Consider the following 24696-nt stretch of genomic DNA (forward strand, 5'->3'; position numbering starts at 1 on the left):
CTACTCCATCCGCGAACGGAACAGCGCCGATGCCGCCCAGAGCGACACCGCCGCCTGCACCGCAAGCGGCCAGGTGTTGGAAAGGATATCGGATGCCGGCATGGCCTTCAGGAACGTGCCTTCGGACACGACGAGGAACCACGTCGGCGGGTTGAGCCAGGTGATCGCCTGAAGCCAGCCGGGCATATTGTCGACCGGGCTGGCATAGCCCGACAGGATGATCATCGGCACGGTCAGCGCGAACATGCCCAGAAACGCCTGCTGCTGCGTGGCCGAGACGACCGAGATCAGCATCCCGATGCCGGTCAGCGCCAGCAGGTAGAAGAACAGCGAGAGGTAGAACAGCGGCACCGATCCGGTCAGCGGCACGCCGAAGACCAGCGGTGTCAGGATCACGAACATCGTCACGTTGAAAAGGCCGACAACAATGGGCGGAAACATCTTGCCGATCAGGATTTCATGCGTGCGCAGGGGCGAGACGAGCAGCTGGTCCAGCGTGCCCAGTTCGCGTTCGCGCGCCACCGACTGCGAGACGACGGCGATCGAGGATACCGCCGCGATGATCGCGATGAGCGCGGGCATGACGAACCAGATGTAATCGAGGTTCGGGTTGAACCAGTGCCGCACCGCCGTGCCCGATCCGCGCCCCTCCAGACGCACTGCGATGGCCGACCCGCGAGGGGTCTGCGCCGAGACGTCGCCGACGATCCGCTGCATGTAGCTCGATACGATCTGCGCGGCGTTGGATCGCCGGCCGTCATAGACCGCGCCGACCGACGCCGGACGGCCCGCCGCGACATCGGCGGAAAACTCGGGCCCGAAGCGCAGGACCGCGATGACTTCCTGCCGGTCTATCGCCGTCTTCAGCGCAGCGTCGGATCGCAGGGCACGAACCTCGCGCATGTTGGGGCTACCCTCGATCCGCTCCACGATCTCGCGGCTCCACTGCCCGCCGTCGAGGTCCAGCACGCCGACCCGGATATTGGTGACTTCCATGGTCGAGGCGAAGGAGAACAGGAAGAACTGGATCAGCGGCGGGGTGACGAGGATCAGCCGCGCGCGCGGATCGCGCAGGACCGCCAGCATTTCCTTGGCGAAAATGGCGCGCAGGCGCGGGCCGATGAGGGATTTTCGCAGGAACTCGGGCCACCTGAAGCTCACGCGATCCTCCGCCGCGTGAACCGCAGGCACAGGCCGAAGAGGACCGCGCCGAATGCCAGCAGGATCGCCATGTCGGGCAGGAACAGGCCCCAATCGTCGCCCGCGATGAAAACCGTCTGGATCTGCGGGATCAGGTAGCGCGCAGGCACGATGTAGGTCAGCGCCTGGATCGGCTTTGGCATCGAGGCGATTTCGAAGACGAATCCCGACAGCAGCATCGTCGGCAGGAACGCGGTGAGTAGCGCGACCTGGCTTGCCACGAACTGGTTCTTCAGGGCCGAGGAGATCAGCAATCCTTGCCCCAGCGCGGGGACGAGATAGACCGACGCGATCAGGAATAGCGCGAAGACCGAGCCGCGAAACGGCACGCCGAACACGAAGATGGCGAGCAGCGTGCACAGCGCCATCGAAACGATGCCGAGCGCAAAGTAGGGGATCACCTTGGTCAGCAGGAATTCGCCCATGCCGATGGGCGTCGCCATCAACGCCTCCAGCGTGCCACGCTCCCATTCGCGCGCAACGACGAGCGCGGTGAGCAGCGACCCGATCATCGTCATGACGATGGCGATGGAGCCGGGGACGAGGAAGTTGCGGCTGGCGAGTTCGGGGTTGAACCAGAATCGCGAGAGCAGGTCGATCGGCGGGTCTGCCGCCATGCCCCTGTCGCTTGCCCGCTGGGCCGCCCATGTCGCGCGCACGCCCTCGGCCTGGCCCGCGACAAAGCTGGCCGTGTTGGGCAGCGAGCCGTCGGTGATGACGCGAACTTCGCCGCCGCCGGCGGCAACGTCGCGGCCGAAGTCCTGCGGAATGACGATGATCGCGCGGATGTCGTCGGAGACCAGCGACTTTCGCAGCCTTTGCAGCGGTCCGGTTTCCACCACGTCGAAATAGCGCGACGAAGCATATGCCCCGGCGAGCGAGCTGGCTTCGCCGCTGTCATCCTCCACCGCCATGCCGACCCGCGTGCTGGTGGCATCGAGGTTCACGCCATACCCCATCAGGAACAGCAGCATGACCGGCAGCAGGAAGGCGATGAGAAAGGTCGAGGGATCGCGCAGGATCTGGCGCGTTTCCTTGCTCATCATCGCGGCAAAGCGGGCGAGGCGCGGGTGGCTGGCCGGATCGATCATGCCGCCTCCATTTCCTCGCGCCGCGCGTCTGACTGTTCGATCAGAGCGATGAAGGCGTCTTCCATCGGTGCGTCGCCGGTGCCTGCGACCTCCTTCAGGTGATCGGGACTGCCGGTGGCGATCTGCTCGCCGCGATAGATAAGGGCGATCTCGTCGCAGTATTCGGCCTCGTCCATGAAATGGGTCGTGACGAGGACCGAGACGCCGCGTTCGACAAGGCCGTTGATGTGGCTCCAGAACTCGCGCCGCACGATGGGATCGACGCCCGATGTCGGCTCGTCGAGGAACAGCACCGGCGGGCGGTGCAGCACCGCGCAGGCGAGCGCGAGACGTTGTTTGTAACCCAGCGGCAGCAGGCCGGAATCGCTGGCGAGATAGGGACCGAGGTGGAACGTCTCGATCGCGCTCTCCACCGCCTCGCGCGCGGCGGAATTGTCGAGCCCGTAGGCGCCCGCAAAGAATGCGAGGTTCTGCCGCACCGACAGGTCGGCGTAGAGCGAGAATTTCTGCGCCATGTAGCCCAGCGACTGCCGCGCATCGGCGCGTGCGGTGCGAAGATCGAAGCCATTGACGGTGCCGGTACCTTCACTAGGCGTGAGCAACCCGCACAGCATCTTGAACGTCGTCGACTTGCCCGCGCCATTGGGGCCGAGCAGCCCGAACACCTGCCCGCGACCCACCGAAAAACGAATGTCGTGGGCGGCAGTGAAATCGCCGAACCGACGGGTCAGGCCGTGGGCCTCGATCGCGGGTTTGTCGCTTGCCGGGACCTCGGGATACCGCGCGGCCAGCGCCGAAGTGCCGCCGGGCCCGCCGCCAAGCAGATCGACGAATGCGTCTTCATAGCGCGGGCGGGCCTGTCGCGGCTCTCCCGATGCGTCGATCGCGGATGCGGGCGGTGCGTCGGCCCCGTCCTTCAGCAGCAGTCGGATCGAATCGCCCTGCACCATGCCGTCGATCACGCTGTCCTCGTCGAGCGCCTCGCGCAGGACGCGGCGGCGGTCGCTCGCCACCGGATAGCGCACGACGCGGCCATCCATCTGGCCGGTCAGTTCGTCCGGTTCGCCAGAGGCGAGGATCTTGCCCTCGTTCAGCAGGAATACGGTGTCGCACTTTTCCGCCTCGTCCAGATAGGCGGTGGACCACAGGATGCCGATGCCTTCGCCCGCAAGCTGGCTTACCATCGCCCACAACTCGCGCCGCGAGACGGGATCGACGCCGACGCCCGGTTCGTCGAGCAGGAGCAGACGCGGTTCGCGGGTGAGCGCGCAGGCAAGACCAAGCTTCTGCTTCATGCCGCCCGACAGCTTCCCTGCAAGGCGTGCCTGAAACCGGTCGAGATCGGTGAAGTCGAGCAGGGTGGCGAACCTGTCGGCGCGCTCGTCATGCGGCAATGCGCGCAAGTCGGCGTAGAGATCGAGGTTCTCGCGAACAGTCAGGTCTTCGTAGAGCCCGAAGCGCTGCGGCATATAGCCCAGAGCATTGCGATCCTGCACCGTCGCGGGCCTGCCGCCCACGGTCGCTTCGCCCGCATCCGGATCGATCAATCCCGCAAGGATGCGGATCAGCGTCGTCTTGCCCGCTCCGTCGGGACCGACCAGCCCCGTCATTTCGCCCGGCGCGATGGTGATTGCCACATCGTCGAGCGCGGGACGGTCCAGCCCGTCGAAGCGTTTGGTCAGGCCCTTGGCCGATGCGACCGGAGCAAGAGCGACGGGCTCGGTCACGTCAGTCGGCGGCCGGACGTGCGGCAGGGATGGCGACGGTCACCGGCTGGCCCTGACGCAAGCCGTCGTCGGGGTCGGATATCAGGATGCGGACGCGGTAGACGAGGTCTGCGCGCAAGTCCTCTGTCTGGACGGTCTTGGGTGTGAATTCCGCCTTGGGCGCGATCTGGGCGATCTTTGCCTTGTACTGTTTCGCGTTGCCGCTGGCCGTCACCACCGCGTCCATGCCCGGCGAAATGCGCGACAGGTCTTCGGCACCGACATAAGCGCGCACGCGCATCGGGCGATCGATGGTGAGCGTTAGTACAGTCTCTCCCGGCCCGACGATGGCCCCCGGTTCACGGGCGCGGGTCAGCACGCGGCCTGCATTCGGCGCGCGCAGGATACCGTCTTCCAAATCGGTGCGGGCGGCATCGCGTCGGGCGCGGGCGGCATCGACCTGGGCCGCGGCGGCTCGCTTGTCTTCTACCCGCGCACCTTCGCGGGCGAGCGAGAGTGCAGCAGAGGCTGCGCGGGCATCGGCTTGTGCACTCTCGTATCGCGCCTTGGTCGCCTCGAATACCTGTCGGCTGACGGCGCCCGTTTCGACCAGTGCGGCGCGGCGTTCGTAATCCTCCCGCGCCGTGGTGAGAGCGGCCTGTGCCTGATTGAGCCGCGCCTGTGCCTGTGCGATTTCCTGCGGGCGGCTTCCGGCGCGGGCCTTGGCCAGTTCGGCGCGGGCCACGCCCCACTGCGCGTCGGCAGCGGCGAGGGCATCGCGCATCGGCGCCATGTCGAGCCGCGCAACGGCCTGTCCCGCCTCGACCGCCTGGCCTTCTTCGGGCGCGATCGCCTCGATCCGGCCGCCGGTGCGGAAGGCGAGATCGACCTGACGCACGTCGACATTGCCATAGAGCTTCAGGCCGGTCTCGTCCGCAGCGAACAGGCCGAAGCCGCGCGTGGTGAACAGGATGACGCCGAGCACGACGACGAGTGCCGCGATGATGATGTTGCGACGGTTCACGCGTGTTCTCCCGAACTCAGGCTGTGCAGGATGGCCGAAAGGTGGACGCGGGCTGCGCCGACCAGTTGGCGTTTCTGGTCCGCGCCGATCTCCTCCCACTCGCTAAAGCGCATGGTGGTGGCGCGGCAGGTGCGGAACATGAGGATCTGGCCCATCAGCATGATCGCCAGAACACGGGCGCGCTCAGGCTCGATCGGCGGGTTCGCGGCAGCGGCAAGCAGCCCGGCGATGCTGGTCAGCAGCGGGCACATCACGCGTTCGTAGAGAAGATCGAACGCTTCGGTAGGGGCGGCCTGTTCGCGCAGCATGAACATCGCCACGGTGTCGAGCCGGGGATCGGTGACGATGGCAACGCCCGCTTCCACGAGCGGGATCAGTGCGGCCTCGATCTCCTCGCGCGTTGCGCTCAGCGCATTGAGCGCGTCGATGCCTTCCACCACCGGCTGGATACGCTCGCCGAGAATCTCGGCAATGTGCCTTGCACAGGCGAGATAGAGGCCCTGTTTGCCCCCGAAGTGATAAGTGATCGCCGACATTGGCTTGTCGCAGGCCGAAGCAATTGCGCGGGTGCTGGCCCCTTCGAAACCGGACCGTCCGAACAATTCGATCGCGGCGTTCAGGAGGTCGGCGTGAGGCGCTTCGCGAATCTCGTTCATTCGAACGAATTACGCTCGCTTTTCCGTTCAGGCAAGGACAATGCCGCCAGGTCTTCCCACCATTGCACCTTGCGCACGAATTCGGGGTCGGACAGCAGGCGGCAGCGTGCCTTGGCCAGGTGGTCGCCTTCCGGCGCGCGAAGGTCGTTTCCGCCGGGCAGCATCGCCTTGTCCGCCGGATCAGCCAGCGAGGCAGCCCTTCAGGCTTTCCAGCCCGCGCCGGATCCCGCTTCTCACCGTGCCCGGAGGCACGTCGATGCGTTGGGCAAGCTCGAAATGGATCGGCGCGTCGAAGAACACCATGCGGATCGACCGGCGGTGATTGCCCTGCAGCCCTTCCGGCCACCCCGCGCCGAGGTGCCCGCTTGTCCGACCTAGCCAAAATGCGACCTCATCATTCCGACAGGTAGCCGCGCAAACTCCGCTTAATTAAAACACGCGAATTATAAGAGTCGGAGCCGGATGGTCGCCGGGGTTCACAAGGGAGAGTGGTTTATGCGTTCACGCCGAAAATCCGTTTTGTTGGTAGGAGCAGCGTTCGGTGCGCTCGTCGCGCAGCCGGGCTTTGCCCAGACAGACGACGAAACAGCCGAGGCCCGTAGCGGCGGCCTGTCCGAAATCATCGTCACGGCGCGCAAGCGCGAGGAATCGGTTCAGGACGTGCCGGTTGCCGTCACCGCGCTTTCCGAAGAACTGATCGAGAACCGCGATATCACTAGCGTCGAGAAGATCGCCGCCATTGCACCGCAATTCAACGTGGGCCGGGCATCGAACGGGTCGGGCGCGCAGCTTACCCTTCGCGGCATCGGTTCGTCCTCGACCTCGATCGGTATCGAACAGTCGGTCGCGGTCGTCGTCGACGGCGCCTATTACGGGCAGGGCCGCGTCATCAACGAAGGCTTCTTCGACCTTGCCCGCGTCGAGGTTCTAAAGGGCCCGCAGGCGCTGTTCTTCGGCAAGAACGCGACGGCAGGCGTCATCTCGATCACCACCAAGGACCCCGGCTCCGCGCCAGAATTCATGGTCAAGGCCGGGTACGAGTTCGAAGCGCAGGAATACAAGCTGGAGGCCATGGGCTCGGTGCCGCTGGGCGACCGGCTCGGCTTCCGCCTTGCCGCGCGCTATTCGAAGATGGAGGACGGGTATTACACCAACCTTGCCGAACCCTTCGAATACACCACCCGCGACATTGCCGACATCCTTGCAGGCGGTGACGGCAACCCGATCACTTCGACCGCAACCCCGGCTGCACGCAACGAACCGGGCCAAGAAGAAGTGCTGGCCCGCGCCACGCTGAAGTGGGAACCCACCGATAGCCTGACCCTGACGCTGAAGGGCAACTACGATTGGAACACGGTCAACAACTCGTCGTGGAACTACGTTGCCTATGCCTGTGGGCGCGAGGACGGGCTGTCGCAGCAGACCGGCCAGCCGTGCCGCACCGACTTCGTGACGTTCCAGAACAACCTGCCCGAAGCGTTGGCCGGCAACGTGCCGTGGTCGCGCGACGACGGGGCGCTCTACAACCGTTACGAATCGGCATCGTCTACGCTCAACACCGTGTACGAGACCGATTTCCTGCAGATCACGTCGGTCACGAACTACCAGTGGGTCAACAACAAATGGACTTGCGCGTGCGACTTCCAGTCGACCCCGACCAGCGTCTGGGCGACCGAAAATTCGACGTGGAAGGCATGGTCGGAAGAGCTGCGTTTCCTTTCGACCTTCGATGGGCCGATCAATTTCATGCTGGGCGGTCTATACCAGAACACGACGCGCGACTTTAACCAGCAGGCAGCGCAGGCGAACCTCTACAACAGCGCGGCGCCCGCGGGGCTGGAGTTCCTCGGCAACCAGAAGTTCAGCCAGACGAAGGGCGAAACCTTCGCCGTATTCGGCCAGCTGACTTATGCGATCACGCCCGAACTCGAACTGGCGGGCGGTGCGCGCTATACCGACGAGGTCAAAGACAGCTACTTCGTCCAGCCCTACGTCAATCCGGGCCTTGCGGGCATCTTCCGCATCGGCACCGATCCGCTGGGGTACGTCACCGCGCGTCAGCACTTCACCGACGTGTCGCCCGAAGCGACGCTGACTTGGCGGGCGACACCCGACGTGCTGGTCTATGGCGCTTACAAGACGGCCTACAAGTCGGGCGGGTTCTCCAACGGCGGCATCAACTCGCGCTTCTCGCCCGATCCGCAGGGAGACCTGACTTTCGATCCGGAAACGGCGGAAGGCTTTGAATTCGGCGTGAAGTCGACGGTCCTTGACAACCAGCTGCGCCTGAATCTCACGGCCTTCACTTATGACTACAACAACCTGCAGGTCGACTTCTTCAACTCTCCGATCTTCGCGTTCCAGACGCTGACTGCGGACTCGCGCTCGCGCGGTGTCGAGCTGGAATTCGAGTTCGCGCCCCACGCGGTCGACGGGCTGAACGTTTACGGTTCGATCAACTACACCGAGGCGAAGTACACCGACTTCGAAGGCGCTCCCTGCTATGCCGGCCAGACGACGGCGGAAGGCTGCGCGGCGATCAGCCCGATCGCATCGCGGCAGGACCTGACCGGCGAACGCCTGTCGGTCTCGCCCGAATGGACCGGCAACCTGGGTATTGCCTACGACCGCGACGTCGGCCGCGATTTCCGCATCGGGTTCAGCGTCGATGCCCGTTACTCGGACAGCTACCTCGCGTCCGGCTTCGGCAACCCGCTGTCGCTTCAGGACAGCTACGTCACGCTCGACGCCGGTGTCCGCTTCGGCGCTGCCGACGACAACTGGAAGATCGCGCTGATCGGCAAGAACCTGACGAATGAGTTCTACGTGACGGGCGTCGTCGACGGGCCGTTCACCGGTGCCGGCACCGGTACGGCGAACGGCACCAAGGCCGACCAGCTCGGCTTCGGCAGCCTGCCGCGCACTGTTCAGATCGAATTGACCAAGCGCTTCTGATCTCTCCCGATCAAGCGCCATTCCTGCCGGGGCAGCTCATGCCGAGCTGTCCCGGTCTTTTTCTTAAGCGCGAAGCGTAAAGGCCGCCGCCATCAGGTCGAGCGACCAGTTAGCCAGTTCGCGCACGTCGCCCACCTCCAACCCTGCGGCGCGGCGCACGTCGTGTTCGCACAGGAGCGAGAGAAAGCCGGTCGTCATCATCATCGTTCGCGCGTCCGCCTTACCCGGATCGACCATTTCCAGCCGCCCGCGCATCTCGGCAAGGATCTGAGGGATGACGAAATCGACCGCGCCTTCGTCTTCGGCAGGGTGGGGCAGGGCATGGCGACCGAAGCGGGTAAGATACGTCAGCAGCAGGCGTGCATAGCAGTGGTCGCCCGCCTCGTTCGTGAGGTCGAGATAGGGCTCGTAGACCAGCCCGATCAGATCGCGCGGTGCAATCGCATCTAACGGACCCAACTGCTCAAGCCGTGCTCGCCGCGTAACTTCCATCTGGCGGACGCGATAGTCGAAGATCGCGCGCAACAGACCGTCGCGTCCGCCGAAGTGATACTGCACCGCCGCCACGTTCGACTGGCCCGCGGCCGATGCGATCGTGCGCAGCGAAACCTCGTTGATGCCTTCTCGTGCGAAGAGATCCTCGGCGACGAGAATCATCTTCAGGCGCGAGCGTATACCGCGTTCGTTCTCGCCGCTGCTCTGGGTCGTGGTGCTGGCCATTGTCCGAGCATTAGCTTGCGACCCTTTGTAATGTAAGTAGGCGAACCTGCACCTTGTCATAGTTCGGCCGCGGGACGCTTGACCGTTCGCTCAATTGCATTTCTAATGCGTGTGTTTTAAAAATAGGACATCGGAGATAGGTATGCTTGCGAAAGCGTGGCCGTGGCTGGCCATCGGGACGACTGCTGTTGCCGCCTCGGCTATTGGCCTTCTGGTCCCGGAGGGCGAGGCCGCCCTTGCCGATCCGATGGCCGCCACCGTGCCCGAAACCGTCGAGCCTTCGCGCACCATGGCCTATTCGCCGCCGCTACGCACTCCGCTCGAAAACAATCTCTATTTCGGCGACCTGCATCTTCACACCAGCTATTCGCCCGATGCCTTTTTGAACGGAACGCGCGCGGTTACGCCTGATGAAGCCTACCGGTTCGCCATGGGGCAGGCGGTCGATGCCGACAACGGCGTTCCGGCAAAGCTGCGCCGCCCGCTCGACTTCATCGCTATCACCGACCACGCCGAATACCTCGGCGTTTTCCCGCGCCTTTTGAACGAGGACGAGGAACTGACCCGCTGGCCGCTGGGATTCGAGTGGCTGGGTTATCTTCAGCGCAACGAACGCGCCAAGGTCGGCGTCGCCTTTGCCGACGCGATCCAGTCGAGCGATCCGTCGCTGCGCACGCCGGATGCCACCAACCGCAGCGTCTGGAACGAGGTTGCCGACAACGCCGACCGCTACAACCGGCCCGGGCAGTTCACCGCGCTTGTCGGTTATGAATGGACCTCGATGATCAACGGCGACAACCTGCACCGCGTCGTGCTGTTCCGCGGCGACGGGGCCGAGGCGAAGAAGGTCCTGCCCTATACCGCGCAGGATTCGACCGACCCCGAAGACCTTTGGAATGCGCTGGAGCAGTACGAGAAGGCGGGCGTCCGCACGCTGGCCATCGCGCACAACGGCAACGTGTCGAACGGGCGCATGTTCGCCCCCGTCACGATCAGCGGCCAGCCACTGAACGCCGCCTATGCCCGCAAGCGCAGCCGGTGGGAGCCGGTCTACGAAGTCACGCAAGTGAAGGGCGACGGAGAGACGCATCCCGATCTTTCGCCCGATGACGAATTTGCCGATTTCGAGACCTGGGACCAGGGCAACATCACTCTCTCTCAGCCCAAGACGAAGGCGATGCTGCCTTACGAATATGCACGCTCGGCCCTGAAGGAAGGCCTGCGCTACGAACGCATGCTGGGCGCGAACCCGTTCGAATTCGGCATGATCGGCAGCACCGACCAGCACACCGGCCTCTCCACCGCAGCCGAGGACAACTTCTTCGGCAAGTTTCCCGAATCCGAACCATCGGACCACCGCTGGCGCGAGAAGATGTCGGCCGTGCTGCAGGAAAGCTGGGAACTGACCGCGTCGGGCCTTGCCGCCGTCTGGGCGCCCGAAAATTCGCGCGAGGCGATCTTCGATGCACTGAAGCGGCGCGAGACTTACGGCACGACCGGATCGCGTATCCGCCTGCGGTTCTTCGGCGGCTACGGCTTCCGGAAAGACGACATCGACAAGCCCGACTATGCGCGCATCGGCTATCGCCGCGGCGTGCCGATGGGCGGCGATCTGGGCAGGGCGAGCGATGGTACCGCGCCGTCGTTCATGGTCCACGCGGTCCGTGATCCCGACGGGCCGAACCTCGACAGGGTGCAGGTGGTGAAGGGCTGGCTCGACGCGAAGGGCCGGACGCACGAGAGAGTCTATGACGTCGCCCTGTCCGATGGCCGGAAGGTCGGGCGGGACGGCAAGGCTCCGCCGGTCGGAAGCACGGTCGACATTGCCAACGCGACCTACGACAACTCCATCGGCGATCCCGAACTTGCGACATGGTGGCGCGACCCGGATTTCGACGCCAGCCAGCCCGCGTTCTACTATGTCCGCGTGATCGAGATCCCACGCCCGCGCTGGACGACTTACGACATGGCCTATTTCGGTATCGAGATGCCCGCCGAAGTCCCGCGCACCGTGCAGGACCGCGCCTACAGCTCTCCGATCTGGTACCACCCGTGACGCGCCGCCGGATCGATCCGCTCTGGTGGTTCCTCGGCGCTGGGACGGCGATCTTCGTGCTCGCCGCGTTCATCGATCCCGACGGCGCGGACGATGCCTCGGTCATTCGCGTGGACCGGCCTGCGCTCGAAGCCTATCTCGCGTCGGGCGGGGGCAACGGGCTTGCAGAAACGCTGTCGTCCGAACCGCTGACGCTCGACGCGATGGCGCCGAGTGCACGCAAGGCGCTGGTCGAGCGCTATGTCGAGGAAGAAGCCCTGTTCCGCGAGGCGCAGTCGTGGGGTCTCGACAAGGACGACCCCGCGATCCGGCGGCGGCTGGGCCAGTCTATGCGCTTTGCCCTGCGGCCCGAAGTAGCCGCCGATCCGGACGATGCCGAACTGCGCAAGTTTTTCGAATCTCACAAGGCCGACTATGTCGAAGGCGATCTCGTCACTTTCGAACACGTCTTTTTCGACGCCGCCCGCGGCGGAGCCGGCGACGCGGTACGGCGGGCAAGCGCCTATAGACCCGGCAGCGACTGGCAGGCCGCAGGCGACCGCTTTGCCTATCAGCGCACTTACGTCGGCGCTCGGGCCGAACAGGTCGCGTCTCAGCTTGGCGAGGATTTCGCGAAGCAGGTCTTCGCCATGAAGCCTTCAGAGTCATGGCAAGGGCCGATGATCTCGGACCTCGGAGCGCATCTCGTGCGGGTTGTGCGGCATGACCGGGCGGGTGAGGCGGACTTTGCCCAAGTGCGCCCCGCCGTACTCGACGACTGGCAGCGGACGCGGCAATCGGCGGACCTGGAAAAGCGGGTCGATGCCATCGTCTCGACTTACGACGCGCAGATCGATCCGGTCTTGGTACAGTGATGCGGCTGCTGATCGCCCTGCTGCTCGCGTTCGCAATGGTCGCCCCGGCGGCCGCGCACGAAAGCCTGCCGGTCATCGTCGAACTGACCCAGCAGGACGCGACCCGCTATTCGCTCGTCACCCGCGCACCCGGCAATTTGAGCCCGCAGGACGTGCCGCCCGTGTCCCTGCGCGGGTCGTGCGAGCAACTCCCACCCTCGGGCCGCGCACGGCAGTTCGCGTGCGCCGGGCGCCCTACCGAACTCGCGATCGGCAAGCCCGCTGCGTCAGGCGCACCCGCTGTCCTTTTGAAAGCCAGCTTCGCCAATGGAGAACGGCTCAGCGCCGCGGCCCCGCCGGGCAGCGGCAGCCTGCTCCTGCCCCGTGAGGAAACCGTGAGCGGGGTACTGACCGGATACGTAAAGATCGGCGTTGTCCACATCCTCACCGGTTTCGACCACCTGCTGTTCCTCGCCTGTCTCGTGCTCATCGCGCGGACATGGCGGCGCACCGCGATCACGGTAACGGGATTTACAATCGGCCACGCGGTCACGATCACTTTGGCAACGCTCGGCCTCGTTCGCGTCAATTCCGGCGCGGTCGAGGCTATCATCGCGCTCTCGATCGTGTTTCTTGCCGCCGAACTGGTGCGGGGTGACCGCGGCGGGCTGGTGTTCCGCAAACCCGCCATCATCGCCACGGCCTTCGGCCTGTTGCACGGGCTGGGCTTTGCCGGCGCGCTGATGGGGGTCGGCACGGCACAGACGCGGCCGATCCTCTCGCTCGTCGGCTTCAACTTCGGGGTAGAGGCGGGGCAGCTGGCCTTCGTGGCGGCGGCATTGCTGCTGGGTCAGGCGCTCGTCTGCCTGCGCGACCGGATCGCGTCGCCAAGGATCGGCGAATACGCGATGCTCGCTTTTCTCACCCTCGTCGGCTCAGTCGGCGGTTATTGGTTCGTCGAGCGCAGCGTCGGCATCTTGCTGGAGGGCAGCCGGATCACTTGAGGTCCCGCGCACCGCCTCAGTTGTAGCTGGCGTAGACCCGCTGCCCGAAATCGCCGAACGCGATGACCTGGTAGGACTGCGTCTGGCCGCCCATTTCCATGCCGGGCGACCCGATCGGCATACCGGCCACGGCAAGTCCCTTCACGTCCGCAGGCTTTTCGCGCAGCAGCCGCGCGACTTCGGCAGCAGGCACGTGGCCTTCGATCACGTAGCTCTCGACCTTCATCGTGTGGCACGAGACCAGATCGGCGGGCACGCCGAGTGCCGCCTTCACTTCCGGCATCGGCACGTCTTCGCGCATCACGACTTCGGCCTTCATGTCGGCGCGAATGTGCTCTGCCCACTTGTGGCAGCACCCGCAATTGGGATCGCGATACATGACATAGGGCGCAGCCTGCGCGGCCACGGTGCAGGCCGAGAGGATGAAAGCCGCGACGATCGTTGCCATGCGGGCCAGCTTTGCAGTCTTCATGAAGTCACTTTCGTTTCGTTGCGAGCGGGTGCCGACATGCTGTCTAGCGCCAGATTCGCGGTCGCTCAACTTTGACAGCTTTTAAAAGAAAGTGGCGGAGACGGAGGGATTCGAACCCTCGATACCCCGATAGAGGTATGGCTCCTTAGCAGGGAGCTGGTTTCAGCCACTCACCCACGTCTCCGCATGCGCCGATTGGGGCTTTGGCCCCGGCGCTGAAGCGCGGCCTATAGCGGGGGCAATCGGGGCCATCAAGGGGCGTCTCACATTTGGTGAAAATGATGGTCATCCGGCGACATGCGGACTCGTTTCGCCGCACATTCGATTCGATTCACCGCCCATTCATTGCCCGCAGCCTCTGTGTGGATCCATGCCAAGGCCCGAAGGGGCATCGCTTGCCGTGCGCCCGCGGGCCGCAAAGCGGCTGGCGGCAAGAACAAGTTGGCCGCAAGAACAAACGGACAGGGAAAGACCATGACGCGCATCTCCAAATCCACTCGCGGCTTCGGCTGGGCCGTAGCGCTTGCGGCAATGGCGGGTCTTTCGGCCAATCCGGCGAGCGCGCAGATGCAGACGATCGATCCCGATACCGCCATCGACGGCGATCTGGCAGGCGGGGGCAGCGCGGCTCCCGTTCCCGGCTCTGCCGAAAGCGCGGAACTGCCGCCGGTCAGCGGCGACCCCTATGCCAGCGCCTATGGCACCGAAGTTCCGCCAGCGACCGACAGCTATCCCGTCGACCCGACCGATCCCTATGAAGAGCCTGTCGCGCCCGGTCCGGCACCGCAGTATCCGGCCACTCCGGCTCAGTCCGCAGCCCCGGTGCAAACGACCGAAACCAACCAGACTTACCAGGAAGACGACCTGATCGGCGCGGCCGAAGGTGTGTTCGGCAAAGGCGCGGAAGGACTGGCGGGCCTGATCCGCGACATCCTGAAAAAGCAGGGACAGCCCAACGCCTATATCGTCGGGCGTGAAGCGGGCGGCGCGCTGGGCATTGGCGTGCGCTATGGCTCGGGCACGCTGCATCACAAGGTGGAGGGTGAGCGCAAGGTCTACTGGACCGGCCCGTCGATCGGTTTTGACGCGGGCGCCAATGCCGGTTCGACTTTCGTGCTGGTCTACAACCTATGGGATTCGCAGGAGCTCTATGAGCGTTACCCCGCCGGTGAAGGGCAGGCCTATCTCGTCGGCGGTTTCAACGCGAGCTACATGCGCAAGGGCGACGTCGTGCTGATCCCGATCCGCGTTGGTGCAGGCCTGCGGCTTGGCGTCAACGCGGGCTACATGAAGTTTTCGGAAAAGCAGCGCTGGCTGCCGTTCTGATCGGCGCAGCCCTTTATGATTGACCACACCGCTGCGATTCCCTGCCTATAGCACCAGTAAGTCCCCGCTGGGGCTTGCCCCCGCGCGCCTGCGTGGGCATGGAGCGCGCGCCGCGACTCCAAACATGGAAACCTGCGCGGCGCGATCACAGCAGGACTACACACGATGCTCGCTAACCTTCCCGCCCAGCCCGCCGATGCGCTGCTCGCGCTGATCAAGCTCTATGCCGCAGACGAGCGTGCGGACAAGATCGATCTCGGCGTCGGCGTCTACCGTACCGGACAGGGCGAAACCCCGGTCTTCGGCGCGATCAAGGGCGCGGAGAAGAAACTGCTCGAAACGCAGGATTCCAAGGCCTACCTCGGCCCCGAAGGCGACATGGGTTTCGTGAATGCATTGAAGCCTTTCATCTTCGGCGAAGGCTTTGCCAAGATCGACCAGATAGACGGGATGCAGACCCCGGGCGGCACGGGCGGCGTGCGTCTTGCCGTCGGTCTTGCCAAGAAGGCCGGCATCCAGCGCGTCATCATGGGCACGCCCAGCTGGCCCAACCACGCGCAGATCATGAAAGATCTCGACCTCGACACCGTGGCCTTCAACCACGCGTCGGGCGGCGTCGTCGACATGGACGCGCTGAAGGCCGCGATCGCCGCGGCTGGTCCGAACGATGCGATCCTGCTGCACGGCTGCTGCCACAACCCGACCGGTATCGATTACACCGATGCACAGTGGGAAGAGATCGCCGCGCTGCTGAAGGACAAGGGCCTGCTGCCGATCCTCGACCTCGCCTACCAGGGCCTCGGTTACGGGATGGAAGAGGATGCGCAAGGGATTCGCATCGTGATGAACGCGGTGCCCGAGGCGCTGCTGGCCTATTCGTGCGACAAGAATTTCGGCCTCTATCGCGACCGCGTCGGCGCGATCTACGTCATGGCCGACAAGGGCGCGATGCCCGCGATCATGTCGAACGGTGCTTCGCTGGCCCGTGCGAACTGGTCGATGCCGCCCGATCACGGCGCGGCAGCGGTTCGCGTCATCCTTGAAGACGAGGCGCTGACCGCACAGTGGCTGGACGAGCTTGACCAGATGCGTACCCGCATGCGCCAGGTTCGCGGGCGACTGGCCGCCGCCGGCACCGCGGGTAGCGTCGACATGACGCCCTATGGCACGCAGAACGGCCTGTTCGCGATGCTGCCGCTGTCGAAGGAACAGATCCAGTCGCTGCGCGACGATCACGCGATCTACATGGCGGGTTCGGGGCGCATCAACGTGGCGGGCCTGACGATGGGCAACATCGACAAGTTCATCGCCGCAGTCGCAGAAGTCAGCGCCTGATTTTCAAAGTCTGCGCGCTGCCTCAGGTGGCGCGCAGGTCGTTCATCCGCTTGAGGTAGCGCGCCAGCACGTCGATCTCCAAATTGACGGCGGAACCCTGCTGCAAGGTGCCCAGCGTCGTCACTTGGGCGGTATGCGGAATGATGTTGAGCGAAAAACGCGCAGACCCGTCGGCAAGGTCTTCGAGAGCGTTCACCGTCAGCGAGACGCCGTCCACCGTGATCGAACCCTTGGTGGCGATATAGGCCGCTATTGCAGCGGGCGCGTCGATCTCGATGTGCAGCGAACCGCCGCGCTCTTCCCGAACGGCGACACGGCCCACGGCATCGACATGGCCGGTGACGATATGCCCGCCCAATTCGTCGCCCAGCTTCAGCGCCGGTTCGAGGTTGACCGTTGCCCCGTCCGACCACTGTTGCGGCGCCGTCTTGCTGATCGTCTCGTCCGAAACGTCGACAGCGAACCACGCATCGCCCGCCTGTCCGCCGCGTTCCACGACCGTCAGGCACACGCCCGAACAGGCGATCGATGCGCCGATGGCGATCTTTGCCGGATCGAACGGGCAAGCGATGGTGAGGCGCGTGTCGCCGGTGCGGGCGACGGAGGTTACGGTGCCGAGGGCGGTGACGATTCCGGTGAACATGACGCCCTGCTAGCGGGTGCGGGCGTAGACTTCCAGCGTGTCCGTGCCGAGCGTGCGCCGGTCCACCTGTCGCCAGCGGCCATGGGCATCGGACAGTGAACCGAGCCCGATGTCCGCAACGCCGGTTTGGCCCGCGCCGACGACGATGGGGGCGCGGTAGATCAGCAAGCGGTCGACCGCGTCGGCGGCAAGGAAAGCGGCAGCGGTCTGCGCCCCGCCTTCGACGAAGAGATACTGCGCAGGCGCAAGCGCCGACAGGTCCGCCGGATCGCGCAGCGCCCGCCACCCGTCGGGCACATCGCCGCGCGTCAGCGCCCAGCGTTCGGGGCTGCGCGCTTCTAAACCTGGCAGGCGCACGTCGAGGCGTGGATTGTCCGTCCGCAAAGTCCCGCCACCGACGAGTATCGCATCATGCTGCGCCCGTTCGAGGTGGGTGTGCGCCCGTGCTGCGGCTCCGGTGATCCATTGGCTCTCCCCGCTCGCCAGTGCGATGCAGCCGTCGAGCGAGAGCGCAAGTTTCAGTGTCACGAAAGGCCGGTCCAGCGACGCCCGCGTCAGGTATCCGGCCAGCGAATCAGCGCAGCCTTCGTGCGCGACTTCGGCCACCTCGATACCGGCATCGCGCAACATGGCATTGCCGCTGCCCGCCGTGCGCAGATCGGGGTCGTACGCGCCGACGACGACTTTTGCGACGCCTGCACGCGCCAGCAGGCCCGCGCAGCACGGGCCGCGCTCGCTTTCATGAGCGCAGGGTTCCAGCGTGACATAGGCCGTCGCGCCTTTCGCCATGTTGCCAGCGGCGGCCAGCGCCATCGCCTCGGCATGCGGGCGACCGCCTGGCTGGGTCCAGCCGCGCGCGATCACGCGGCCGTCTTTCACCAGGATACAACCGACGGCGGGATTGGGGCGTGATAGCGGGCGGCCACGCTCTGCAATGCGGGCGGCGGCGGAAAGCCAGCGCAAGTCCCGAACATGCACCCCCGCTTTCGTCAATTCTGGCGGGCCTCGATCTCGGCAAGCGCGCGCTGGCGGGCTTCTTCCTCGGCCTTGGCCTTGGCGGCGCGTTCGGCCTCGCCCTTGGCGCGGGCTTCCTCGACGTCCATGCCCGATGCGCGGCCGATCGCTTCGTAGATCTCGCGCTTTTCTGCCTCCAGTTGCTCGCGCTCGGCCCGGATGCGGTCTTTCTCTTTCTGGTTCGCGATGTTCGAGGCCATGATTTCCTCGTCCGTGCGGGTTTCATCCAGCGTCGAGATCCACGTGATTTCGGGCGCACGTGGTTCGATGCGCTGCGATTCGCCGAACATTATCGAGAAGATCGACCCCGTCGCGACCAGCGAGACAAGCGCGATGCGCCAGCGATACGGGTTTTCCTGCACCCAGACTTCCTTGAAGTCGCGGATGGCGCTCACCGGGTTGAACAGCGAGAAGAAACGGGAAAAGGCAGATGTCTGGGCCATTGCCCGGCTCAATAAGGCTTTCTGCCTGAATGTGCCACTAATTACCCGAACGGCGCGTGGAGCGAGCGGCCGTGCCGTTTCAGCCAGCGGTCGGCGACGGCGATGTCATGTTCGTAGATCGAGGCGAGGAAGGCGTGGAACGCGGGCGAGTGGTCGAAGTGGGCAAGGTGCGCGACCTCGTGCGCGACGACCGAGCGGCGCACGTGATCGGGCGCCATGACCAGTCGCCAATTCACGCGTATTGTCCCGCTGGTCGAGCACGAACCCCAGCGTCGTTGCGCGCGGCTCAACCGGATGTCGGGCGCGGCCATGCCGGCAGCATCGCAGTAATAGGCGAGATCGGCCCGCATCAGGGCAATCGCCTCGGCCTCCAGCCAGCGTTGCACCCGGCGCGAGACATTGTCGGCAGGTCCGCCAAGCTGGAGCGCGTCGCCGACAATCGCAGGGCTGCGCGGCAGGTCGGGACGCCATGTCACGACAAGATCGCGGCCGCGGAACGACAGGGCAGAGCCTGCGCCGACCGTTTCCGGCTGCGGCACCTTGGCAAGCTGCGCGGTCAGCCAATCGATGCGCGATGCGGCAAAGACGCGGCCTTCGCCAAAGGGTGCCCAACGCGGGATCGAGACGCGCGCCTCGCTGCCGTCGGGCGCAATCCGCAGGGTCAGGCGGCGTGCGGTCGGGTGGCGGCGGATGCGCAAGGTCAGCTCTCGGCCATCGCGCAGGGTGAGCGCCGACACGTCCTCGGTCGGTACGGCGGCCTTGCGTTTGAGGAAAGCCTCAAGCCCGCGCCGCGCCCTGTTGGTCATTCCTCCTCATCCTCGACGCGAATCGCCTCAAAGCCCTCGATCTGGACATGGTCCTCGATTGCGTCGACCTCATCCTCGCTGATGACGCGGCCCGCGACCGAAATGCCGGCGCGTACCACGGCCTCGCGGTCCCCGCTGATGAGATAGTGCCAGTCGTAGAGAGGCTTGCCCTCTGCCCGGAGGCGATAGGCGCAGGTTTCGGGCAGCCACGGCAGCGTGCCCGCATTCTCGCGGGTCATCTGCTGGCAGTCGGGGACCTTGGCCTTGCGATTGGGATAGTCGGTGCAGCGCGCAGTGCAGGTGTCGAGCAGCGTGCACGACACGTCGGTGTCGTAGATCTCACCCGTGTCCGCGTCCTCGAGCTTCACCAGGCAGCACTGCCCGCACCCGTCGCACAGCGCTTCCCATTCGGTTTCGTCCAGCGTACCAAGCGGACGTTCCCAGAACGGGGGCGTCACTTCACCCATTTCGCCAGTTCTTCGGCCACGGCAGGCCCGCCCATGTCGGTCGGCAGCAGGGCCACCGGTTCGCCTTCGGGGTCGAACAGCACGGTCTGGTTGGTGTGATTGACGAGATAGCCGCCGCCTTCGGACGGTTCGCCCTTTTCGTGATAGACGACGAATTTCTTGGCGGTTGCGTCGATGACGTCCTGCGTGCCGGTCAGGCCCACCATGCGCGGGTGGAAGTTGGCCGCGAATTCGCCGACGACTTCGGGGGTGTCGCGTTCGGGGTCCACCGTGATGAAGATCGGCGTGACCTGCTTGCCAAGGTCGGGGTGCGCCTTTTCAAACGCGCTCAACCCCTGTCCGATGGCCGCGGCATCGACCGGGCAGACGTCGGGGCAGAAGGTATAGCCGAAATAAACGATGCGCCACTGGCCGTTAAAATCGGACCAGCTGACAGCCTGCCCGTCCTTGCCGACAAGCGTGAAGTCGCCGCCGATGGCCGCGCCTTCCAGCGGAGGTTCGATTTCGAGGGCGCTGCCGCCTTGCGGGCCGCAGCCGGCAAGCAGGGCTGCCGCGGCAAGCGGGAGGGCGCGAAGGAGCGAACGTGTCATATTGTATCGGGGCATGGCGGGGCGGTTCATGTCCTGCTAAGAGGCCGGACGCAAGAGCCTTGGTTTGGATGGAACGCCGAACCGCAGGGGCTGGACACGATGAAAGAGGGTCTTGAATTGTTTCGCACGATAATGCGGACCGCCGCACTGGCCATGGCAGGCCTCGGCCTTGCCGTCGCCGCCCCGGCGCTCGCTCAGTTCTCCGATGGCTACAAGTTCCTGGAAGCGGTGAAGAAGCGCGACGGCGACGCGGTGACGGAATACCTGTCCGAACCGGGTACGACGATCGTCAACACGCGCAACATCACGACCGGCGAAAGCGGTCTGCACATAGTGGTCGAACGCCGCGATCTCGTCTGGGTGAAGTTCCTGCTGCAGAAGGGCGCGAACCCCAACATCCGCGACAACAAGGGCGTGACCCCGCTCGAACTCGCCGCATCGCTGCGCTTCATCGAAGGGATGGAAGCGTTGGCCGAAGCGGGCGCGCAAGTGGACGAGACGAACTCGACCGGCGAAACGCCGTTGATGCTGGCCGCGCATCTACGCGATGCCGACATGGCCAAGATCCTGCTGGAAAACGGGGCGAACCCCGACAAGGCGGACAATTCGGGCCGCAGCGCGCGCGACTATGCCGTGCGCGACGGGCGTAACAGCCCGGTCCTTGCCGCGATCGAGGCCGCGGACGGCGAAGGCACGGACGGGGGCACCTACGGCCCCGACATGCGTTAGGCCCTTATGGACAAGCCCGAATATGCATCGATGACGCTCGACGAAATGGCGCAGGCGCTGGCTCCGGCCGTTGCCGATGCCGCCATTTTCGACGGCTGGACCGACAAGGCGGTGGCCTCTGCCGCCGAGTTCGAGGGGCTGGACCCCGATGTCGCGCGCCTCGCCTATCCCGGCGGCGCGATGGACATGATCGAGGCGTGGATTTCGGCGACCGACCGCGCCATGGCCGAAGCGCTTCCGGCCGAAATGATCCGGCAGATGGGCTTTTCGCAGCGCATCCGCTCGCTCGTCGTCTTCCGCATCGAACAGGCCGCGAAAAAGCGAGAGGCGCTGCGCCGCGCGCTCGTCGTCATGGCGATGCCGCAAAACGCAGTGCGCACCGCAAAGCTGAGCTGGCGAACGGCAGACCTGATGTGGCGCATGGCGGGCGATACCGCGACCGACTTCAACCACTATTCCAAACGCGCGATCCTCGCCTCGATCTATGCCGCGACTCTCGCGGTGCTGGTCGATGACGGCAGCGCGAACCAGGCGGAGACTTACGCTTTTCTCGACCGGCGGCTGCAGGACGTGGCCCGCTTCGGCAAGGCCAAGGCGAAGTTCACTGGCGCGGACCGCGAGCATTTCAGCCTTGCGCGCCTGATGGGGCGCCTGCGCTATCCCGCCCGCTGAGGCGAATTTGATTCAGGTCAATTATTGAGAATGAGTTGCAAAGTCGTCTGACTTGTGCGACCCGCCCGATTCTCATGACTGCAAAATCCGAGATGTCGCTGGCCGACAGGCCACTTGGAAACGCCCTCCGCGTCGTCGCGGTCGACTGGGCCGTGCTTGACGAGGGCGAGGCCCGCCGCCTGCGCGCGCTCGGCATCGATAGCGGGGCGGTGCTCAAGATCGCCCATCGCGGAATCTTTTCGGGCCGCGATCCCATCGCCGTCGAAATCGGCCGCATGACCGTAGCCCTGCGCCGCGCCCACGCGCTGGCCATCAAGGTAGAGGACGCGCCCGACGAAGGCGTGCACGCGGCTGGCCATTCGGCATCGGAGTATGTGAAGTGAGCCGCGCCCCCCGCACCATCGCGCTTGTCGGCAACCCCAATGCAGGGAAAAGTGCGCTGTTCAACGCGCTCACCGGTGCCCGTCAGAAGATCGCGAACTATCCCGGCGTGACGGTGGAACGCAAGGCAGGGCGGATGACCTTTGCCAGCGGTGAGCCGGCAGAACTGGTCGACCTTCCCGGTTCCTATTCGTTCGAACCGTCGAGCCCTGACGAGGCGGTGACCCGCGATGTCGTGATGGGCCGCCAGGAAGGCCAGCGCCGTCCCGACGCGCTGATCGTCGTGGTCGATGCCAACAATCTCGAACAGCATCTCGTCTTCGCGCAGGAAGTCATTGCGCTTGGCATGCCGACGGTCGTCGCGCTCAACATGCTGGACCTTGCTGCGCGCGACGGGCTGGTGCTCGATCCCAAGGCGCTGGAAGAATCGCTTGGCGTGCCGGTGATCGAGACTGTGGCCGTGCGCCGCAAGGGGCTCACCGAACTCACCGCCGAAGTCGCTAAAGTGACCGAACAGGGCGCGCACGAACCGACCCTGCCCACCCATGTCGACATGGTCGAACGCCGCGTCAGCGCGCGGGCCATGGCCAAGGGCGCGATCATTTCGGAAACGAAACAGCGCCGGTTGCACCGCGGGTTGGACAAGGTTCTGTTGAATCCGTGGGTCGGCCCGGTCATCCTTTTCGCGCTGCTGTTCATCGTTTTCCAGGCAGTTTTCGCATGGGCGACGCCCTTTGCCGATGCGCTCGAAGCCGTCGTCGGGCTCGTGTCCGACGCGGTCGTCGCGAACTTCCCGGCCGGTCTCCTTCGCGACGCGGTGACGGAAGGTCTTCTTGCCGGTGTCGGCTCCGTCGTCGTGTTCCTGCCGCAGATCATCATCCTGTTCTTCTTCATCCTTGTGATGGAGGCGACCGGGTACATGGCGCGCGCGGCCTATCTTATGGACCGGCTGATGGCTTTCGTCGGCCTGTCCGGCCGCAGCTTCATTCCGCTGCTGTCCAGCTTCGCCTGCGCCATTCCCGGCATCATGGCGACGCGTTCGATTACCGATCCCAAGGACCGGCTGACCACGATCCTGATTGCGCCGCTCATGACCTGTTCGGCGCGCTTGCCGGTCTATGCCGTCATCATCGCCGCCTTCATTCCTGCCCGTTCGGTCGGGCCGGGCATCGGGCTTCAGGGGCTGGTGCTTCTCGCGCTCTACGTTGCGGGTATCGTCGGCGCGATGCTGGTTGCCTTTGTCCTTCGTCGCAGCGTGACGGAAGGGGGCGTTTCCGGCTTCATCATGGAACTGCCGCGTTACCAGGTGCCACGCGTGCGCGACGTCGCCATCGGTCTGTGGCAGCGCGGCTACATCTTCCTGCGTCGTGCGGGTACGATCATCTTCAGCGTCACGATCATCCTGTGGCTGTTGTTGTCGTTCCCGCAGGCTGAGCCGGGCGAGAACCAGGTCGATGCCTCCATCGCGGGCCAGCTTGCCAATGGCCTTGCCGTGGTGGTGGAACCCATCGGCTTCAATCGCGACATGGCCCTCTCGCTCATCCCCGCGATGGCCGCGCGCGAAGTCGCCGTGTCCTCGCTGGCTACGACTTACGCGGTGGCAAGCGACGACGAGGACGAGACCGCGGAGGCACTGGGCCCGCGCCTCGTCGCAGACTGGACTCTGCCGATGGCGCTGTCCTTCCTCGCCTGGTTCGTCTTCGCCCCGCAGTGCCTCTCCACCATCGCCGTCGCCCGGCGCGAGACGAACGGCTGGAAGTGGCCGATCGTCATGCTCACCTACCTGTTCGTGCTTGCCTACATCGCGGCTGGCGCGACCTTCTGGATAGCGACCGCCGCCGGGCTGTAGCGCGCGCACGACTGTCGATAAGCCCGCACAATCCGCCCCGTCGCCATTGGCGCGGGCGCGGGGGCAGTCCTATATCCGTTTCCGCAGAATCACCTTCCGGGCGCAGCCAGTCGTTGCGTGCGCCCTCAATCCATCCAAGGCGGAGAGAACATGGCGGGCTCACTCAACAAGGTCATGCTGATCGGCAACCTCGGCGCGGACCCCGAAATCCGCAGCTTCCAGAACGGCGGCAAGGTCGCGAACCTGCGCATCGCGACGAGCGAGACGTGGAAGGACCGCAACACCGGCGAACGCCAGGAACGGACCGAGTGGCACACCGTCGCGATCTTCTCCGAAGGTCTGGTCGGCGTGGTCGAACGCTTCCTGCGCAAAGGTTCGAAGGTCTACATCGAAGGCCAGCTGCAGACCCGCAAGTGGCAGGATCAGCAGGGCAACGACCGTTACAGCACCGAAGTCGTGCTGCGCGGCATGAACGGCACGCTCACCATGCTCGACGGTGCGTCGGGCGGCGCAGGCGGAGGCAACCGCGGCGGAGGTGATTGGGGTGGCTCCTCAGGCGGTGGCTCCGGCGGCGGCTGGAACCAGGGTGGCGGCTCGTCGGGCGGCTCCTCGGGTGGCGGCTGGAACCAGGGCGGCGGTTCGAAGGGTGGCTCCGGCGGCTCGGGCGGCGGCTACGACGATCTCGACGACGATATTCCGTTCTGATCGCGGATTTTCCAATCGT

26 protein-coding genes and 1 tRNA gene are annotated in these 24696 nt (G+C 65.2%); 11 read left to right on the top strand and 16 right to left on the bottom strand.

Annotation, left to right across the window (positions count from 1 at the left end; genetic code table 11):
- From A9D15_RS07685 to A9D15_RS17060, 7 genes are read right to left on the bottom strand one after another with little or no spacing between them, the layout of a single operon-like run.
- The gene (locus tag A9D15_RS07685; RefSeq protein WP_229660404.1) at positions 1 to 1161 is read right to left on the bottom strand and encodes an ABC transporter permease; all 1161 of its coding nucleotides are present in this window, start codon (positions 1159 to 1161) and stop codon (positions 1 to 3) included.
- On the bottom strand, positions 1158 to 2291 hold the full coding sequence (locus A9D15_RS07690; RefSeq protein WP_066763680.1) for an ABC transporter permease: 1134 nt from the start codon (positions 2289 to 2291) through the stop codon (positions 1158 to 1160). The genes A9D15_RS07685 and A9D15_RS07690 overlap by 4 nt, the downstream gene beginning before the upstream one ends.
- A complete protein-coding gene (locus tag A9D15_RS07695) occupies positions 2288 to 4018 on the bottom strand; it encodes an ATP-binding cassette domain-containing protein (RefSeq protein ID WP_066763681.1) in 1731 nt (576 codons plus the stop codon). Before A9D15_RS07695 ends, A9D15_RS07690 begins: the two co-directional genes overlap by 4 nt.
- Before the next feature lies 1 nt (position 4019).
- Positions 4020 to 5021, bottom strand: a complete 1002-nt coding sequence (locus A9D15_RS07700; RefSeq protein ID WP_066763684.1) for an HlyD family secretion protein — start codon at positions 5019 to 5021, stop codon at positions 4020 to 4022.
- A complete protein-coding gene (locus A9D15_RS07705) occupies positions 5018 to 5677 on the bottom strand; it encodes a CerR family C-terminal domain-containing protein (protein ID WP_066763686.1) in 660 nt (219 codons plus the stop codon). Before A9D15_RS07705 ends, A9D15_RS07700 begins: the two co-directional genes overlap by 4 nt.
- A complete protein-coding gene (locus A9D15_RS16520) occupies positions 5674 to 5841 on the bottom strand; it encodes a hypothetical protein (RefSeq protein WP_156521702.1) in 168 nt (55 codons plus the stop codon). Before A9D15_RS16520 ends, A9D15_RS07705 begins: the two co-directional genes overlap by 4 nt.
- Positions 5842 to 5857: 16 nt before the next feature.
- The gene (locus A9D15_RS17060) at positions 5858 to 5980 is read right to left on the bottom strand and encodes a hypothetical protein (protein ID WP_268237099.1); all 123 of its coding nucleotides are present in this window, start codon (positions 5978 to 5980) and stop codon (positions 5858 to 5860) included.
- Positions 5981 to 6172: 192 nt separating this feature from the next.
- Between A9D15_RS17060 and A9D15_RS07710 the strand changes: the two genes are divergently transcribed.
- Positions 6173 to 8632: a TonB-dependent receptor gene (locus A9D15_RS07710; RefSeq protein WP_066763747.1), complete on the top strand. Its 2460-nt coding sequence runs from the start codon at positions 6173 to 6175 to the stop codon at positions 8630 to 8632.
- A gap of 63 nt (positions 8633 to 8695) precedes the next feature.
- Here A9D15_RS07710 and A9D15_RS07715 read toward each other — a convergent pair whose 3' ends face one another.
- The gene (locus tag A9D15_RS07715; RefSeq protein WP_066763688.1) at positions 8696 to 9352 is read right to left on the bottom strand and encodes a TetR/AcrR family transcriptional regulator; all 657 of its coding nucleotides are present in this window, start codon (positions 9350 to 9352) and stop codon (positions 8696 to 8698) included.
- 142 nt (positions 9353 to 9494) lie between these two features.
- Here A9D15_RS07715 and A9D15_RS07720 point away from each other — a divergent pair, with 142 nt between their 5' ends.
- Genes A9D15_RS07720 through A9D15_RS07730 form a run of 3 tightly spaced genes read left to right on the top strand, consistent with a single transcriptional unit; the run spans position 9495 to position 13245 of the window.
- Positions 9495 to 11408 carry a DUF3604 domain-containing protein gene (locus tag A9D15_RS07720; RefSeq protein ID WP_216634382.1) on the top strand — a complete coding sequence of 638 codons (1914 nt, stop codon included), beginning with the start codon at positions 9495 to 9497 and terminating at the stop codon, positions 11406 to 11408.
- Positions 11405 to 12262 (top strand): peptidyl-prolyl cis-trans isomerase, encoded by an 858-nt coding sequence (locus tag A9D15_RS07725; RefSeq protein WP_066763689.1) that lies wholly within the window; start codon positions 11405 to 11407, stop codon positions 12260 to 12262. Before A9D15_RS07720 ends, A9D15_RS07725 begins: the two co-directional genes overlap by 4 nt.
- Complete coding sequence (locus A9D15_RS07730) at positions 12262 to 13245, top strand: HupE/UreJ family protein (RefSeq protein ID WP_066763690.1); 984 nt, start codon at positions 12262 to 12264, stop codon at positions 13243 to 13245. Before A9D15_RS07725 ends, A9D15_RS07730 begins: the two co-directional genes overlap by 1 nt.
- A gap of 16 nt (positions 13246 to 13261) precedes the next feature.
- Here the strand turns inward: A9D15_RS07730 and A9D15_RS07735 are convergent, their stop codons facing one another.
- Together A9D15_RS07735 and A9D15_RS07740 are read right to left on the bottom strand one after the other, a co-directional pair.
- Positions 13262 to 13717, bottom strand: coding sequence for a DUF411 domain-containing protein (locus A9D15_RS07735; protein ID WP_066763692.1), 456 nt, complete (start codon positions 13715 to 13717; stop codon positions 13262 to 13264).
- A gap of 92 nt (positions 13718 to 13809) precedes the next feature.
- Positions 13810 to 13901, bottom strand: a tRNA-Ser gene (locus tag A9D15_RS07740).
- A 290-nt stretch (positions 13902 to 14191) separates the two neighbouring features.
- Between A9D15_RS07740 and A9D15_RS07745 the strand changes: the two genes are divergently transcribed.
- The gene (locus A9D15_RS07745) at positions 14192 to 15043 is read left to right on the top strand and encodes a DUF1134 domain-containing protein (RefSeq protein ID WP_066763751.1); all 852 of its coding nucleotides are present in this window, start codon (positions 14192 to 14194) and stop codon (positions 15041 to 15043) included.
- Positions 15044 to 15208: 165 nt separating this feature from the next.
- Positions 15209 to 16378: an amino acid aminotransferase gene (locus A9D15_RS07750; RefSeq protein ID WP_066763694.1), complete on the top strand. Its 1170-nt coding sequence runs from the start codon at positions 15209 to 15211 to the stop codon at positions 16376 to 16378.
- Positions 16379 to 16400: 22 nt separating this feature from the next.
- Here A9D15_RS07750 and A9D15_RS07755 read toward each other — a convergent pair whose 3' ends face one another.
- Genes A9D15_RS07755 through A9D15_RS07780 form a run of 6 tightly spaced genes read right to left on the bottom strand, consistent with a single transcriptional unit; the run spans position 16401 to position 20341 of the window.
- Positions 16401 to 17021: a riboflavin synthase gene (locus A9D15_RS07755; protein ID WP_066763696.1), complete on the bottom strand. Its 621-nt coding sequence runs from the start codon at positions 17019 to 17021 to the stop codon at positions 16401 to 16403.
- Between the two features lie 9 nt (positions 17022 to 17030).
- Positions 17031 to 17999 carry a bifunctional diaminohydroxyphosphoribosylaminopyrimidine deaminase/5-amino-6-(5-phosphoribosylamino)uracil reductase RibD gene (ribD, locus tag A9D15_RS07760; protein ID WP_066763753.1) on the bottom strand — a complete coding sequence of 323 codons (969 nt, stop codon included), beginning with the start codon at positions 17997 to 17999 and terminating at the stop codon, positions 17031 to 17033.
- 11 nt (positions 18000 to 18010) lie between these two features.
- Positions 18011 to 18478: a hypothetical protein gene (locus A9D15_RS07765; RefSeq protein WP_066763697.1), complete on the bottom strand. Its 468-nt coding sequence runs from the start codon at positions 18476 to 18478 to the stop codon at positions 18011 to 18013.
- A 41-nt stretch (positions 18479 to 18519) separates the two neighbouring features.
- Complete coding sequence (locus A9D15_RS07770) at positions 18520 to 19284, bottom strand: M48 family metallopeptidase (RefSeq protein WP_082924337.1); 765 nt, start codon at positions 19282 to 19284, stop codon at positions 18520 to 18522.
- Positions 19281 to 19751, bottom strand: a complete 471-nt coding sequence (locus A9D15_RS07775; RefSeq protein WP_066763699.1) for a YcgN family cysteine cluster protein — start codon at positions 19749 to 19751, stop codon at positions 19281 to 19283. The genes A9D15_RS07770 and A9D15_RS07775 overlap by 4 nt, the downstream gene beginning before the upstream one ends.
- On the bottom strand, positions 19739 to 20341 hold the full coding sequence (locus A9D15_RS07780; protein WP_229660406.1) for an SCO family protein: 603 nt from the start codon (positions 20339 to 20341) through the stop codon (positions 19739 to 19741). The genes A9D15_RS07775 and A9D15_RS07780 overlap by 13 nt, the downstream gene beginning before the upstream one ends.
- Positions 20342 to 20440: 99 nt before the next feature.
- Here A9D15_RS07780 and A9D15_RS07785 point away from each other — a divergent pair, with 99 nt between their 5' ends.
- From A9D15_RS07785 to ssb, 5 genes are all read left to right on the top strand, one after another.
- Entirely contained in the window at positions 20441 to 21070 is a 630-nt protein-coding gene (locus A9D15_RS07785) for an ankyrin repeat domain-containing protein (RefSeq protein ID WP_229660407.1), read from the top strand.
- A gap of 6 nt (positions 21071 to 21076) precedes the next feature.
- Entirely contained in the window at positions 21077 to 21742 is a 666-nt protein-coding gene (locus tag A9D15_RS07790) for a COQ9 family protein (protein WP_066763703.1), read from the top strand.
- Positions 21743 to 21816: 74 nt separating this feature from the next.
- A complete protein-coding gene (locus A9D15_RS07795) occupies positions 21817 to 22125 on the top strand; it encodes a FeoA family protein (protein ID WP_308419929.1) in 309 nt (102 codons plus the stop codon).
- Positions 22122 to 23972 carry a ferrous iron transporter B gene (feoB, locus tag A9D15_RS07800; protein WP_066763706.1) on the top strand — a complete coding sequence of 617 codons (1851 nt, stop codon included), beginning with the start codon at positions 22122 to 22124 and terminating at the stop codon, positions 23970 to 23972. Before A9D15_RS07795 ends, feoB begins: the two co-directional genes overlap by 4 nt.
- A 150-nt stretch (positions 23973 to 24122) precedes the next feature.
- Complete coding sequence (gene ssb / locus A9D15_RS07805; RefSeq protein WP_066763708.1) at positions 24123 to 24677, top strand: single-stranded DNA-binding protein; 555 nt, start codon at positions 24123 to 24125, stop codon at positions 24675 to 24677.
- The last annotated feature ends 19 nt before the right edge of the window (positions 24678 to 24696 follow it).

Source organism: Croceicoccus pelagius, assembly GCF_001661915.1.
GTDB classification, from domain to species: domain Bacteria; phylum Pseudomonadota; class Alphaproteobacteria; order Sphingomonadales; family Sphingomonadaceae; genus Croceicoccus; species Croceicoccus pelagius.

What these genes read in the sequence shown, in the direction of transcription:
- A9D15_RS07730 (WP_066763690.1), top strand. Translation starts at nt 12,262, where the DNA reads ATGCGGCTGCTGATCGCCCTGCTGCTCGCGTTCGCAATGGTCGCCCCG.
- A9D15_RS07745 (WP_066763751.1), top strand. Translation starts at nt 14,192, where the DNA reads ATGACGCGCATCTCCAAATCCACTCGCGGCTTCGGCTGGGCCGTAGCG.
- A9D15_RS07775 (WP_066763699.1), bottom strand. Translation starts at nt 19,751, where the DNA reads ATGGGTGAAGTGACGCCCCCGTTCTGGGAACGTCCGCTTGGTACGCTG.
- A9D15_RS07755 (WP_066763696.1), bottom strand. Translation starts at nt 17,021, where the DNA reads ATGTTCACCGGAATCGTCACCGCCCTCGGCACCGTAACCTCCGTCGCC.
- A9D15_RS07690 (WP_066763680.1), bottom strand. Translation starts at nt 2,291, where the DNA reads ATGATCGATCCGGCCAGCCACCCGCGCCTCGCCCGCTTTGCCGCGATG.
- A9D15_RS17060 (WP_268237099.1), bottom strand. Translation starts at nt 5,980, where the DNA reads ATGGTGTTCTTCGACGCGCCGATCCATTTCGAGCTTGCCCAACGCATC.
- ssb (WP_066763708.1), top strand. Translation starts at nt 24,123, where the DNA reads ATGGCGGGCTCACTCAACAAGGTCATGCTGATCGGCAACCTCGGCGCG.
- A9D15_RS07705 (WP_066763686.1), bottom strand. Translation starts at nt 5,677, where the DNA reads ATGAACGAGATTCGCGAAGCGCCTCACGCCGACCTCCTGAACGCCGCG.
- A9D15_RS07780 (WP_229660406.1), bottom strand. Translation starts at nt 20,341, where the DNA reads ATGACACGTTCGCTCCTTCGCGCCCTCCCGCTTGCCGCGGCAGCCCTG.
- A9D15_RS07720 (WP_216634382.1), top strand. Translation starts at nt 9,495, where the DNA reads ATGCTTGCGAAAGCGTGGCCGTGGCTGGCCATCGGGACGACTGCTGTT.
- A9D15_RS07715 (WP_066763688.1), bottom strand. Translation starts at nt 9,352, where the DNA reads ATGGCCAGCACCACGACCCAGAGCAGCGGCGAGAACGAACGCGGTATA.
- A9D15_RS07785 (WP_229660407.1), top strand. Translation starts at nt 20,441, where the DNA reads ATGAAAGAGGGTCTTGAATTGTTTCGCACGATAATGCGGACCGCCGCA.
- A9D15_RS16520 (WP_156521702.1), bottom strand. Translation starts at nt 5,841, where the DNA reads ATGCTGCCCGGCGGAAACGACCTTCGCGCGCCGGAAGGCGACCACCTG.
- A9D15_RS07750 (WP_066763694.1), top strand. Translation starts at nt 15,209, where the DNA reads ATGCTCGCTAACCTTCCCGCCCAGCCCGCCGATGCGCTGCTCGCGCTG.
- A9D15_RS07790 (WP_066763703.1), top strand. Translation starts at nt 21,077, where the DNA reads ATGGACAAGCCCGAATATGCATCGATGACGCTCGACGAAATGGCGCAG.
- A9D15_RS07770 (WP_082924337.1), bottom strand. Translation starts at nt 19,284, where the DNA reads ATGACCAACAGGGCGCGGCGCGGGCTTGAGGCTTTCCTCAAACGCAAG.
- A9D15_RS07765 (WP_066763697.1), bottom strand. Translation starts at nt 18,478, where the DNA reads ATGGCCCAGACATCTGCCTTTTCCCGTTTCTTCTCGCTGTTCAACCCG.
- A9D15_RS07795 (WP_308419929.1), top strand. Translation starts at nt 21,817, where the DNA reads ATGACTGCAAAATCCGAGATGTCGCTGGCCGACAGGCCACTTGGAAAC.
- A9D15_RS07710 (WP_066763747.1), top strand. Translation starts at nt 6,173, where the DNA reads ATGCGTTCACGCCGAAAATCCGTTTTGTTGGTAGGAGCAGCGTTCGGT.
- A9D15_RS07735 (WP_066763692.1), bottom strand. Translation starts at nt 13,717, where the DNA reads ATGAAGACTGCAAAGCTGGCCCGCATGGCAACGATCGTCGCGGCTTTC.